At 70.6% G+C, this 12177-nt stretch carries 13 protein-coding genes; 11 read left to right on the top strand and 2 right to left on the bottom strand.

All coding sequences use genetic code 11. The features are described from left to right. Nucleotides 1-28: 28 nt before the first annotated feature. Nucleotides 29-619 carry an N-acetylmuramoyl-L-alanine amidase gene (locus ACWFR3_RS24800; RefSeq protein ID WP_453736804.1) on the bottom strand — a complete coding sequence of 197 codons (591 nt, stop codon included), beginning with the start codon at nucleotides 617-619 and terminating at the stop codon, nucleotides 29-31. Nucleotides 620-757: 138 nt separating this feature from the next. Next, the gene (locus ACWFR3_RS24805) at nucleotides 758-1006 is read right to left on the bottom strand and encodes a hypothetical protein (protein ID WP_453736805.1); all 249 of its coding nucleotides are present in this window, start codon (nucleotides 1004-1006) and stop codon (nucleotides 758-760) included. Nucleotides 1007-1231: 225 nt separating this feature from the next. On the opposite strand from ACWFR3_RS24805, the gene ACWFR3_RS24810 reads away from it, so the two are divergent. The 11 genes from ACWFR3_RS24810 to ACWFR3_RS24860 all read left to right on the top strand — a co-directional run bounded on the left by ACWFR3_RS24810 (nucleotide 1232) and on the right by ACWFR3_RS24860 (nucleotide 12015). Then, entirely contained in the window at nucleotides 1232-2638 is a 1407-nt protein-coding gene (locus ACWFR3_RS24810; protein WP_453736806.1) for a family 2B encapsulin nanocompartment shell protein, read from the top strand. 96 nt (nucleotides 2639-2734) lie between these two features. Then, a complete protein-coding gene (locus ACWFR3_RS24815) occupies nucleotides 2735-3862 on the top strand; it encodes a family 2 encapsulin nanocompartment cargo protein polyprenyl transferase (protein ID WP_453736807.1) in 1128 nt (375 codons plus the stop codon). A 206-nt stretch (nucleotides 3863-4068) separates the two neighbouring features. Further along, a complete protein-coding gene (locus tag ACWFR3_RS24820; RefSeq protein WP_453736808.1) occupies nucleotides 4069-4698 on the top strand; it encodes a GNAT family N-acetyltransferase in 630 nt (209 codons plus the stop codon). 106 nt (nucleotides 4699-4804) lie between these two features. Continuing rightward, entirely contained in the window at nucleotides 4805-5557 is a 753-nt protein-coding gene (locus tag ACWFR3_RS24825; protein WP_453736809.1) for an ANTAR domain-containing protein, read from the top strand. 36 nt (nucleotides 5558-5593) lie between these two features. Continuing rightward, complete coding sequence (locus tag ACWFR3_RS24830; protein WP_453736810.1) at nucleotides 5594-6196, top strand: dihydrofolate reductase family protein; 603 nt, start codon at nucleotides 5594-5596, stop codon at nucleotides 6194-6196. Nucleotides 6197-6778: 582 nt separating this feature from the next. Then, the gene (locus ACWFR3_RS24835; protein ID WP_453736811.1) at nucleotides 6779-7807 is read left to right on the top strand and encodes a DUF1648 domain-containing protein; all 1029 of its coding nucleotides are present in this window, start codon (nucleotides 6779-6781) and stop codon (nucleotides 7805-7807) included. A gap of 4 nt (nucleotides 7808-7811) precedes the next feature. Further along, a complete protein-coding gene (locus ACWFR3_RS24840; protein ID WP_453736812.1) occupies nucleotides 7812-8171 on the top strand; it encodes a GntR family transcriptional regulator in 360 nt (119 codons plus the stop codon). Between the two features lie 67 nt (nucleotides 8172-8238). After that, nucleotides 8239-9192 (top strand): hypothetical protein, encoded by a 954-nt coding sequence (locus ACWFR3_RS24845; RefSeq protein ID WP_453736813.1) that lies wholly within the window; start codon nucleotides 8239-8241, stop codon nucleotides 9190-9192. A gap of 72 nt (nucleotides 9193-9264) precedes the next feature. After that, a complete protein-coding gene (locus tag ACWFR3_RS24850) occupies nucleotides 9265-9789 on the top strand; it encodes a hypothetical protein (RefSeq protein ID WP_453736814.1) in 525 nt (174 codons plus the stop codon). Further along, nucleotides 9786-10886, top strand: coding sequence for a GNAT family N-acetyltransferase (locus tag ACWFR3_RS24855; protein ID WP_453736815.1), 1101 nt, complete (start codon nucleotides 9786-9788; stop codon nucleotides 10884-10886). The genes ACWFR3_RS24850 and ACWFR3_RS24855 overlap by 4 nt, the downstream gene beginning before the upstream one ends. A gap of 211 nt (nucleotides 10887-11097) precedes the next feature. Then, nucleotides 11098-12015, top strand: coding sequence for a sigma-70 family RNA polymerase sigma factor (locus tag ACWFR3_RS24860; RefSeq protein WP_453736816.1), 918 nt, complete (start codon nucleotides 11098-11100; stop codon nucleotides 12013-12015). Nucleotides 12016-12177: the final 162 nt, after the last annotated feature.

Genomic DNA, 12177 nt, shown 5'->3' on the forward strand with positions numbered 1-12177 from the left:
CGTGCCGGCGGGCACGGCCGCGGTCCTTCTACTTGAGGCGTTCCTCGATGCGCTCCCGCATCCATTCCATGGTGAAGCCCTTGGGGTCCACCTTGCCCGGCTGCCACTCCAGGTGGCCGATCACCGAGCGCTCGGTCCAGCCGTGATGGCGGCAGATGGCTGCCGACACCTTCTCGATGGCTTCCAGCTGCTCGTCCGGCCACGGATCCTCGCCGTCGCCGAGGTTCTCGCACTCGAAGCCGTAGAAGTGACGGTTTCCGTCGGTGTTCGCCTCGTTGTCCGGCGGGAGCCGCTTCTCCGCGATGACCGCGCGCAGGACGTCGTCGTCGCCCAGGCCCGCGTGGTTGGCGCGGCCGTATCCGACGAGGTGGACGCGGCCGTCCTTGGTGATGACGCCGTGACAGAGCGGGCCGGGCAGGGAGGGGTGCCCGTCGCGGCAGATCTCCACCGTCCGCTTGCTGCCCGAGGTGACCGTGTGGTGGATCACGACGCCGTGTACGGGGCCCCACGGCCCCTTGTGGTTGCGGTTGTGGTGGGGCCAGTCGCCGACTTCGACGACCGTCACCCCTTCGTCCTTGAGCGCGTCGAGGAACTTGCCCGCGGACATGGGTGGGGCCATGGCCGACTCCTTCGCGGAGCACGACGGCCGCCGATCGCGGACCATCTCGTAAGTCCGCTTTTACCCCGAACCACGGTGCCCGGACCAGCCGTTCGGAACTATTCCGCGGCTGTTCGGGCACCGTGCGAGCCGATTTCGTCAGCCGCGGTTGTCGCTGTTGTGCAGGAACGCGTCGCCGTTCGTCGCGATGTGGGCCTCCAGTGCCTGAAGGGCCTGCTGGGTGGCCTGGGGAGTGCCCTCGCCCTGCTGCTGCGCGTAATACGCCGCGCCCAGCTTCTTCAGGAGATCGCCGCCCGTGCGCTGCGCCTGGACCTCGTCGATCTTCTGCTTGCCCTGGGTGAGTCCGCGCTGCGCCTGTTCCTTGGCGCGATCCAGGAAGCCTGCCATTGCCGTCTCCTACGGATTGGTGCGGAGTGGTGCATATCGGTACAGATGCTATCGGTCGTTGTGTCCTGTTCAACGGGTGTGCGGATCTTCGAGTTCCCCTGGGGTCGCGGGCGGATGCCCCGTCCGTGCGAGATCCAACCCCGCTCTTTTGTGTAATGGCGCGAACACTCTCCGTACTGGAAGGGTTGTCGGCGCAGATCAGCGCTTGAGCGGAAGGCATCGCAAATGTCGGTAGGCGAAGAGGTCCGTGCGGAGCAGGCCGAGCCGCAGCAGAGCTTGGGCACATCAGCCGCACGGAATCTGGCCACCACCACCAAGTCCGTGCCGCAGATGCAGGAGATCAGCTCCCGCTGGCTCCTGCGGACGCTGCCGTGGGTGCAGGTGCAGGGCGGCACGTATCGAGTCAACCGGAGGCTGAGTTACTCGGTCGGCGACGGCCGCGTGACGTTCGTGAAGACCGGGGACCGGGTGCAGGTCATCCCCGCGGAGCTCGGCGAGCTGCCGGTCCTCAGGGACTACGAGGACGTCGAGGTCCTCGGAGAGCTGGCCCAGCGCTGCCAGCAGCGCGAATTCGCGCCGGGTGCCGTCATCACCTCCTTCGGCAGCCAGGCGGACGAGGTGTTCCTGCTCGCGCACGGCAGGGTCGAGAAGATCGGCACCGGTCCGTACGGCGACGACACGGTCCTCGGCTCGCTCGCCGACGGTTCGTACTTCGGCGAACAGGCACTGCTCGACCCCGAGGCCATCTGGGAGTACACGACGCGTGCGGTGACCGCGTGCACCGTGCTCACGCTGCCCCGCCAGGACCTGGAGCAGGTCGCGGAGCGCGCGGACTCGCTGCGCGAGCACCTGCAGCGGCTGCGGGCCATCCCGACCCAGCGCACGAACAACTTCGGCGAGGCGCCCATCGACCTCTCCGCGGGACACGTCGGCGAAGCCGTCCTGCCGGGCACCTACGTCGACTACGAAGCGGCGCCGCGCGAGTACGAACTGAGCGTCGCCCAGACCGTCCTGCGCGTCCACACGCGCGTGGCCGATCTCTACAACCAGCCGATGAACCAGACCGAGCAGCAGCTGCGGCTGACGGTCGAGGCGCTCAAGGAGCGCCAGGAGCACGAGCTGATCAACCACCGCGAGTTCGGGCTGCTCAACAACTGCGAGTACGAACAGCGGATGCAGCCGCACGACGGCGTGCCGAGCCCGGACGACATGGACGAACTGCTCAGCCGCAGGCGGGGATCGAAGCTCTTCCTGGCGCACCCGCGGGCGATCTCCGCGTTCGGCCGCGAGCTCAACAAGCGCGGGCTCGTGCCGGAGACCATCGACGTGGCGGGCAGCCGCATCCCCACCTGGCGCGGGGTGCCGATCTTCCCGTGCAACAAGATCCCGGTCACCGAGGCCCGCACCACCTCGATCATCTGCATGCGTACGGGCGAGGAGGAGCAGGGCGTCGTGGGCCTGCACCAGGCCGGCATCCCGGACGAGATCGAGCCGAGCCTGTCGGTGCGCTTCATGGGGATCAGCGAGCAGGCGATCATGTCGTACCTCGTGTCGACCTACTACTCGGCGGCCGTCCTCGTGCCGGACGCCCTGGGCATTCTGGAGAACGTCGAGATCGGTCGCTGGAGTTGAGCCCGTGTCTGTGGGCGCGCTGCCGGGTACACCCTCTGCGTACGCGCCCACAGGCCCAGGAAACGCCACCGTCCGCATCCTCCCCGGGGTGAGTTCATGACGGATACGACGACGGACATGACGGAGATGGCGCAAGGCCCCGCCGAACAGGGGCCCACCGGAGAGCTCGAGACCCACGACGAGCACGGAGGATACGAATCGTCCGAAGCGGCGGAGATCTTGACGTCGGCGCGGCTGTGCGTCGACCCGGAGGTGCGCAGGGCGGTCGACTCGCTGCCAGGAGCCATGCGCCGTGTCGCGCGCTACCACTTCGGCTGGGAGCACGCGGACGGCACACCGGCGGCCGGGCACGCGGGCAAGGCGATCAGGCCCGCGCTGGTGCTCGCCGCGGTGCGGGCACTGGGCGGGGAGCAGGCCATGGCCGCCAGGGCCGCGGCAGCGGTGGAGCTGACCCACAACTTCACCCTGCTGCACGACGACGTCATGGACCGCGACCCCACCCGCAGGCACCGGCCCACCGCATGGGCCGTGTTCGGCGAACCCGACGCGATCCTGGTCGGTGACGCGCTGCAGGCGCTCGCGCAGCGGCTGCTCGCCGAGGACCCGCACCCCGGGGCAGCCGAGGCGGCGGCCCGGCTCGCCGCCTGCGTGGTGGAGCTCTGCGCGGGCCAGCACGCGGACAGCGCCTTCGAGCGGCGCGGCCCCGGCGAGGTCACGCTCGACGAGTGCCTCGCCATGGCCGAGGCGAAGACGGGAGCGCTGCTCGGCTGCGCCTGTGCCCTGGGGGCGTTGTACGCGGGGGCGGGGCGCAGCGAGGTGGAGGCGCTCGACGGCTTCGGCCGCGAGGCCGGGCTCGCCTTCCAGCTCATCGACGACGTGATCGGCATCTGGGGCGACCCCGGGCACACCGGAAAGCCCGCCAGGGCCGACCTCGCGTCCCGCAAGAAGTCCCTGCCGGTGGTCGCGGCGCTGGCTTCCGGCACCCCGGCCGCCGCCGAACTGGCCGAGCTGTACGGACGCACGCCGCCAGGCCCCGAGAGCGACGCCGACCTGGAACGCATGGCGCACGCCGTCGAGGCCGCGGGCGGCAAGGACTGGGCGCTGATGCACGCGGCCGACCGGATGTCCCGCGCACTCAACCAGCTCTCTCGCGCGGTCCCGGTCCCGGAGGCGGCGGGCAGCCTGCTCGCGCTCGCGGAGTTCGTGACGAGGCGTACGTACTGAACGAGGCATGACGGACTGGCCCGGGCATGACCGACTGAACGAGACATGATCGACGAGCCCCGCATCCCGCCGAGATCCGGTCAGGGTGCGGGGCTCGCGCATGTGCCAGGGCCAAATCCCCTAGGCTGCAACCGAAGCAACCGGGTGGGCGTCACACGCAATTGAGCGTGGTCGAGGGGCAAGTCGAGCGGTAAAAGGGGCGGGCTGTGGGCGTAGTGATCCGGAGGGCCGGGGAGAGCGACCGGGCGGACGTGGTCCGGCTGCTCGACGAGGCGTTCCAGGACGATCCGGTGAGCAGCTGGGTCTTCCCGGGCGAGGAGCACCGCCGCCGCAGACACGGAGCTCTGATGGAAGCTTTCCTCGACCTCGCGCTGAGCCAGGGCTACGTCGACATCACGGAGGACGGCACGGCCGTCGCACTGTGGTGGTCCGTACCCGCGGGCGAGGACGAGGACGCGGAAGAGGGGCCCGCGCAGCTGCGCGCGGCCGTCGACCCGGACAACGCACGGGTCGAGGAGATAGGCAGGCTGACCGGCGAGGCGCACCCGACCGACCGGCCCCACCAGTATCTGCACATGATCGGCGTGAGCCCCGGACGGCAGGGCGAAGGACTCGGCTCCGCCCTGATCGAAGCCGTGCTCGAACGGTGCGACAGGGAAGGGCTGCACGCCTATCTGGAGGCGAGCAACAGCCGCAGCCGCGCGCTGTACACACGGCTCGGATTCCACTTCACTGGAAACGCCATCGATCTGCCGGACGGCCCGCAACTGTGGCCGATGTGGCGGGAACCCCGGCCCTTTGTCACGGACAGTGGCCGGGCCGGTCGATTCGCATAAAGTCTATGCAGCACCGCTGTGTTGTCCGTAGACACACTGAAGGGGGGACGCGAGCCCCATGTCACGCGAAATGTCACGCGAAATGTCACGCGAAATGACCCGTGCAATGACCCGTGAAGTGTCCGGAGATATGTCCCGCGAACGACGTCTGGCGGAGGCGTTCGTGGAGGTGGCCGACTCCTTGAACGGCGTTTTCGATGTCGCCGCGTTCCTGCAGAGCCTCGCCGTGCGCTGCGTGGAACTGCTCGACGTTTCGGCCGCGGGTGTCCTGCTGGCCGACGCTCAGGGGGAGTTGCGACTCGTGGCGGCCTCCGGCGAGCACGCCTGGGTGCTCGATCTGTTCGCCCTGCAACAGGAACAGGGGCCCTGCCTGGACTGCTACCGCTCGGGCACGGCGCATACGAACATCGCCCTCGGCGGTCTCGAAGCGACCACCGCCTGGCCGCAGTTCTCGGCGCGCGCCCTCGCCGCTGGCTACGAGATGACGCAGGTGCTTCCCCTGCAACAGGGGGATCAGATTCTCGGCACGCTGAACCTGTTCCAGGCGAAGCCGCGGGTGCTGAGCCCCGACGAGGTCGCGCTCGCACAGGCCCTCGCGGATGTCGCCGCGATCACCATCGTCCAGCGGCGTTCCCTGGAGCAGAGCGAGGCGGAGCGAGGCCAGTTGCAGGAGGCCCTCACCAGCCGGATCGCCATCGAGCAGGCCAAGGGTGTGCTCGCCGAGCGGTGGAAGTGCACGGTGGACGAGGCCTTCGGGGCGCTGCGGCGCCATGCGCGGGCCAACCGGCTGCGGCTCGCGGAGTGTGCGCGGCAGGTGGTGGAGGGCGAGCTCGACACGGAGGGCATCCGCCGGCCCTAGACAAACGGAATCCGCAGGCCCAAGTCAGGAGACCCTTTGCGCAAGCTTGTCTACTTCGTCGCCGTATCGATCGACGGCTTCATCGGCGATCGGAGCGGCGACGCGGAATCCTTCATGCCGTTCGTGGACGAGGAGTTCCTGGAGTTCCTCAAGACGGAATATCCGGAGACCATTTCGGTCGAGGGCCGCCGGGCCCTCGGTGTCGGAGACCTGCCGAACAAGCACTTCGACACGGTCGTCCAGGGCCGGGGCAGCTACCGGCTCGCCCTGGACGCCGACATCACGAGTCCGTACGGGCACCTGCGCGAGTACGTGGCTTCCCGCACCCTCGACAAGTCGCCCGACCCGAACGTCGAGATCATCTCCGGCGACATCGTCGGGAAGATCCGCGAACTCAAGCAGGAGGAGAGCGCGTTCGACATCTGGCTCTGCGGTGGCGCCAGGATCGCGGGGGAACTGCGGGACGAGGTCGACGAGCTGGTGATCAAGACGTACCCCGTGCTTCTGGGGGCCGGTATGCCGATGTTCGACGGGGGCGAGAACGAGGGCGCGGAGAGCGTGATCAGTGAGTTCACGCTGGACGCCTCCCGGGTCTTCGGGAACGGCCTCGTCGTGCGGACATACCGCCGCAAGCGCTGACAGACACTGACGAGCGCTGACGAGCGCTGACAGTCGGGTGGCAGCCGGGTGGCAGCGGGCTTTCCGGCCCGCGTCACCCGCCATATTCTCGACCCATGGGCAGCGATGGGCGCCGGTCCGTCCCCCGCCCGCAGAGCGAGCCGGTGTGCGCGAGCTGCGGACGGCCCGTCGGTACGGCCATCAAGCGGCGCAAGACGCTCGGGGTGTTCGTCCCTGTGTGGGGGCCCGGCCCGTGCCGCAATCCGCGGTGCGAGGCGTGCGTCGCCGAACCCGAAGAGCGCGGGAAGCGCGGAAGGCACGGGAAGCACGGGAAGCGCTGGAAGCGCGGGGCACGTGGGACGCGCGAAGAGCGCGGGACGGCCGAAGTGGTTGAAGCGGAAGCCGAAGCCGGAGCCGGAGCTGACGCGGTACCCGAAGCCGAAACGGAAGCCGAAGCCGACGTAGAAGCCGACGTAGAAGCCGCGCCGGCTCGCTCCGACGACGACTGACGTCGCAAGGACCGACCGTGCGGGTGTGCATCCGCGTCCGCATGCTTTCCCCGGCCTCCATTGTTCTACTAGGATGCAAACAATGGAGGTTTCAGTGACCAAGCCTGCTCGCTCGTCCACCCGCCCCCGCGTCGCGCCGCTCGTCGCATTGCTGGCCGCGCTGCCCTTTGTGCTCGGACTCGTCGCCGACCTGGCGGTGTATGTGACCGTCCGCGACCAACTCCCCGAACGGCTGGCCCGGCACTTCGGAGCCGACGGCGAGGCGGACGGCTATGTCGGGCACGGCGGGTTCCTCGCGATGCTCGTGGGGATGTTCGTCGTACTCGGCGCGGTCGGCGTCTTCCTCGCGCTCAGGAGCGACTTCGCCACCTACCGGCGCGGGCTGGGAGGGCTGCTCGCCGTCGTGTACGCGAGCTCCGCGTTCCTGGCCTGGCTGCTGGGCGCGAGCCTCGTGGCCAACCGTGGCACCGCTGACGGCGCCGCGGCGGTGTTCCCTCTGTGGCACCTCGCTGTCGCGGTCGCCGTCGCCGCGCTCGCGGCGGGCGCGGGGGCAGGGCTCGCGCGGCTCGTGCCGCTGCCCGACGCGCGTCCGTCGTTCGGTGCGGACGGCCGGGCAGCGGCCGACCGCATCGACCTGGGGCGCGACGAGGTTGCCGGGTGGGTACGGCGGACGGGCTCGCGGGTGCTGAGCGGGACGGGCATCGCCCTTGCGGTCGCGGGCGCCGCCACCCTGTGGCTGACGGACGAGGGCTGGGTGGCGCCGGTGTCCCTGTTCGTGCCCGGTTTGGTGATCGCCGCCTTCGCGCGGGCCTGCGTCACCGTGGACCGGCGCGGGCTCACGGTGGCCTCGGGCCTTGTGCCGTGGCCGCGCATCCGGCTGCCGCTCGACCGCATCGAGCGCGCGGAAGCCCGCCGGATCAGCGCCTTCGCGGACTACGGGGGCTGGGGCTACCGCATCGTCCCCGGACGCTCCGGCGTCATCATGCGGTCGGGCGAGGCACTGGTCGTACGGCGGGCCGACGGCAACGACTTCGCCGTCACCGTCGAGGACTCCGCGACGGCAGCCGCGCTCCTCAACACGCTGGTGGACCGCGCGACATCTTCCAGGGACGGGCGAGACTGACGGCATGTTGTTCCGGATCGATACGACGTCGTCGGTGCCACTCGGCGACCAGATCGCTGCCTGCGCCCGCCGCGCCGTCGCCGACGGCTCGGTGCGGCCGGGCGAGAGGCTGCCCGCCGCGCGGATGCTGGCCGACTCCCTCGGGGTCAACGTCCATACGGTGCTGCGTGGTTACCAGCGGCTGCGCGAGGAGGGTCTGATCGAGCTCCGGCGGGGGCGTGGCGCGATCGTCGTGGACGGTGCGGTGGCGCAGGCGCGGGCCCAACTGGGTGAGCGGGTAAGGGCGTTCGTCGCCGACGCGCTGGAGCTCGGGCTCTCGGAGGATGAGGTGCGCTCACTGGTGGACGCGGCGCTGAGGGCGTGAGGGCGGGTATGGTCCGACGGTCGCGGTTCCGGTTCGTTCGTGAGTCGCACGGGGAGGGGGCGGACTGATGGGGCTGCTGGGGATGACCCGGTGGGCTGTTGCGGGCCTTGTGGTGGCGTCGGGGATCGCGGGCTGCGGTTCCGGGTCGTCCGGGGGAGAGGCGGGGGACGGCGGTATGCCCTCCGCGCCCGCCGTGAAGGAGGAAAAGGACCTGCCTGAACTGCCCCTGGATCGCTACGAGTTCAGTACGCGTGACAGCAAGCGTCACACGGAGGCGCAGGCGCGCATGACGCGGAGCTGCATGCGGAAGCTCGGTTTCGAGGACTTTCCCCTCCATCCGTCGTGGCGGAAGATGGCGAATTCGCATGCGATGACCATGGTGGCGATGCCGTCGTATCCGTACGGGACGCTCGACCTCGACAGCGCTCGCCGCTGGGGCTACGGCTGGGACCCGGCGCGGTCCCGTACCGGCTCCGGGTGGCCGTCCGAGGGGCGCGCCGTGCGGGAGAACGAGCAGGAGGCGCTGTACGGCACCGACGGCGACGGCAAGTCCGTAGCCGGCAAGCCCGCGGGCGGCTGCGAGAACACCGCTGCCGAGCGCCTCACCGAAGGCGTACGGGACAAGACGCGCATGTACACGTACGTCCCGAAGCGGAGCCAGAGCCTGGACAAGGCGGTCGCCCGCGACAAGCGGGTCCGCGAGGCTCTCGACACCTGGTCCGACTGCCTGGAGAGCAAGGGCGTCAAGCGTTACAAGACCCCGAGCGCGGCGTTCGGTGACAAGGCGTGGCACCGCGGGAACGACCACGGCGGCAATACCGGCCGGACGGAGAACGAGCTGGCCACGGCGACCGCCGACGTCGAGTGCAAGCGGGAGCACAACACGGCCGGTGTGTGGTGGGCGGTGCGCGAGGAGAAGCAGCGCGACGACGTGGCCCGCCACAAGGATGCGTACGAGGCGGTGCGCGCGGACCAGGGCCGGCTGCGGGCCAATGTGAAGCGAGCACTCGGCGAGCGGTAGCGGACGCCTGCATCGCGAGCAGTAGTGCACACCCGCATCACAAGAAGCAGCGGACAGTTGCATCATGGGCGGATGGACATGACCGAGCTTGACGTACTTCCGTCGGCTGTCGACGCCGATCAACTGATGGCCCTCGCCGACGGCCATCACACGCGCACCGCACGGGCCCTCGGCGTCCGCGAGGCCGGCGGCCATCTCGTGAAGGCGTATGCCGTCGAGGCGCCGGGGCGGAAGGTGACCGGGCAGGACGAGGAGTCCGCGCTCGCGATCGCGGGGGCGCACCTGGGGCTCGGTCGTGCCCGCGGGTCGGCCGGACTCGCCGTGCTGATCGTGCACGCGGGAGGTGACGGGGACTACGTCCTCGTGCAGAGCTGGATCGAGGGGTACATGTCGGACCTCGCGGTCTTCACCGGGCCCGCCGGGGACCCCGGACAGCTGCGACCGGGACGGGCCGGTCTCGCGCCCTGCGTGTGGGAGGCGGCCGTGCTCACGCACGAGCGGGACGCGTATGTGCGGTGCGTGCTCGACGGGAGCGGAACCCTCGCGGAGCGGCTCAGCGCGTGGGGCCGGGACGTCGTCGAGGGGGATCTGCGATGACGTCGTACGGAGGACCGCGCGAACCCCGCGTCCGCCACGCCCGCCCCGCCGACCTCCCCCGCGTCGTGGAACTCGTCGCCGAGCACGCCGCGTACGAGAAGGGCACGCCGCCCGCCCCCGGCCTCGACCGGCGTCTGGACGACCTGCTCTTCGGGGTGCCGGAACCGCGGCTGCGCTGCCTGGTGGCCGAGCTGCCCGGTGGCGAGGTCGTCGGCTACGCCACGTGTGCGCCGGAGATCTCCACCTGGGACGGCACCGAGTACCTCCACATGGACTGCCTCTTCCTGCGCGACGGCCACCGGGGTCTCGGCCTCGGCGAGCGCCTGACGGACGCGGTGGCCGCGGAGGCCCGCACCCTCGGACTGACCGAGGTCCAGTGGCAGACGCCCGCGTGGAACGAGGGCGCGATCCGCTTCTACGGCCGCATCGGCGCCGACGCCAAGGAAAAACTGCGCTTCACCTGGCAGGTACCGTCCGCGCCCCCGCTGCCCTTCGACGCCGTGCTCTGTGACCTCGACGGCGTGATCCGCTTCTACGACATGTCGGAGATGGAGGCGATGGAGAGTGCCGCCGGCCTCCCGCACGGCAGCACCGCCGAGATCGCCTTCGCGCCCGAGACCGATCTGCCGCTGATGCTCGGGCGCACCGGCAAGGAGGAGTGGGTCCAGGCCATCGCACGCGGCCTCGCGGACCGCGTGCCGTACGAGCGCGGGCACGCCCTGGGCACCGCGCTCGCCGGGGCCGGGTTCTCCGCCGACGCCACCGTGGTCGACCTGCTCCGGCGGGCCCGCGCGCACCTGCACGTGGCGCTCGTGACGAACGCGACCCCGTGGCTCGACGAGGATCTGGCAGAGCTCGGTATCGCCGGCCTCGCGCACACCGTGGTCAGCAGTGCCGCAGTCGGCATCGTCAAGCCGGACCGCCGGATCTACGAGATTGCCCTGGAGCGGACGGGGATCCCCGCCGAACGCTGCCTGTTCGTCGACGACCGCAAGGAGAACGTGGACGCGGCGGTCGCGCTCGGCATGGTGGGCCTCCACTACACGGGGCCCGACGATCTACGGGAGGCGCTGGCACCGGTGCTCGGCCGGGACTGACCCCCGGCCCCCACCCCCGGCAGGCTCACCTCACCCGACCGTCCACCGCCCGCCCCGCATCAGCTGGAAGGACAGCGGGACCAGATACGGGGTTCCGCCGCGTCCTGCTTGCGCTGCTCGGGCGGGCGGGGTGTGTTCATTACTGTTCTCCTCCAAGTGGCAGGAACGGTCCGTCACTTCAACGACGGATCGCGACGAGGGAATGTGACTGATGGACCACAACGAAGCAGCGGTTGACCGGGGCGAAGCACTCGCGGCCCGCTTCGAGGAGCACCGGCCGCACCTGAAGGCCGTCGCCTACCGCATGCTCGGCTCGCTCAGCGAGTCCGACGACGCGGTCCAGGAGTCCTGGATCCGGCTCAGCCGTTCCGACACCGGCGAGGTGACGAATCTGGGGGGCTGGCTGACGACCGTCGTCGGCCGGATCTGCCTCGACATGCTGCGTACGAGGAAGTCGCGGCGCGAGGAGTCCCTGTCCTTCCCGACGGACACCCATGTGCCGGACCCGGTGGTGAGCTGGGGGGACGTGGTCGATCCCGAGCAGGAGGCGCTGCGCGCCGACTCGGTCGGTCTCGCGCTCCTCGTCGTCCTTGAGACCCTCGCGCCCGCCGAACGCCTCGCCTTCGTGCTGCACGACATGTTCGCCGTGCCCTTCGACGAGGTCGCCCCCATCGTGGAGCGCACCCCGGCCGCGACCCGCCAGCTGGCCAGCCGGGCCCGCCGCCGGGTGCAGGACTCGGCGCCCGCGCCCGACAACGACCCCGTACGCCAGCGCGAGGTCGTCGGCGCCTTCCTCGCCGCCGCGAGGGAGGGCGACTTCGACGCGCTGCTCGAACTGCTCGACCCCGATGTGGTGCTGCGCGCCGACTCCGGCGAACTGGCCTCCGGGCTCTCGAAGCTGGTCCGCGGCGCGAGTGCGGTGGCCGGGCAGGCGGCGATGTTCTCGACGGGGGCGCCGAGCACCGAGAAGGCCTTCGTCAACGGCCGCGTCGGCGCAGTCGGCGTACCGGACGGCGAGGTCGTCCTGGTCATGGAGTTCACGATCTCGAACGGCAGGATCGCCGAGATCAACCTCCTCGTCGACCCCGCCCGGGTACGCGCTCTCGGCCTTCCCCCGTTCAGCGCCTGACACCCGCCACCTCCCGCAGGTACTCCTTGCGGCAGAGCGGATTGCGGTCGGTGCGCGGGCGGGGGGGGGGGGGGGCCCCCCCCCCCCCCCCCCCCCCCCCCCGGGGGGCCCCCCCCCCCCCCCCCCCCCGCCCCCGGGGGGGGGGGGGGGGCCACACCAGGA

Source organism: Streptomyces sp. NPDC055189, from assembly GCF_053606765.1.

Excerpts from the sequence above, each read along its gene's own strand:
- ACWFR3_RS24800 (WP_453736804.1), bottom strand. The coding sequence starts at position 619 with ATGGCCCCACCCATGTCCGCGGGCAAGTTCCTCGACGCGCTCAAGGAC.
- ACWFR3_RS24805 (WP_453736805.1), bottom strand. The coding sequence starts at position 1,006 with ATGGCAGGCTTCCTGGATCGCGCCAAGGAACAGGCGCAGCGCGGACTC.
- ACWFR3_RS24810 (WP_453736806.1), top strand. The coding sequence starts at position 1,232 with ATGTCGGTAGGCGAAGAGGTCCGTGCGGAGCAGGCCGAGCCGCAGCAG.
- ACWFR3_RS24815 (WP_453736807.1), top strand. The coding sequence starts at position 2,735 with ATGACGGATACGACGACGGACATGACGGAGATGGCGCAAGGCCCCGCC.
- ACWFR3_RS24825 (WP_453736809.1), top strand. The coding sequence starts at position 4,805 with ATGACCCGTGAAGTGTCCGGAGATATGTCCCGCGAACGACGTCTGGCG.
- ACWFR3_RS24840 (WP_453736812.1), top strand. The coding sequence starts at position 7,812 with ATGTTGTTCCGGATCGATACGACGTCGTCGGTGCCACTCGGCGACCAG.
- ACWFR3_RS24845 (WP_453736813.1), top strand. The coding sequence starts at position 8,239 with ATGGGGCTGCTGGGGATGACCCGGTGGGCTGTTGCGGGCCTTGTGGTG.
- ACWFR3_RS24850 (WP_453736814.1), top strand. The coding sequence starts at position 9,265 with ATGGACATGACCGAGCTTGACGTACTTCCGTCGGCTGTCGACGCCGAT.
- ACWFR3_RS24855 (WP_453736815.1), top strand. The coding sequence starts at position 9,786 with ATGACGTCGTACGGAGGACCGCGCGAACCCCGCGTCCGCCACGCCCGC.
- ACWFR3_RS24860 (WP_453736816.1), top strand. The coding sequence starts at position 11,098 with ATGGACCACAACGAAGCAGCGGTTGACCGGGGCGAAGCACTCGCGGCC.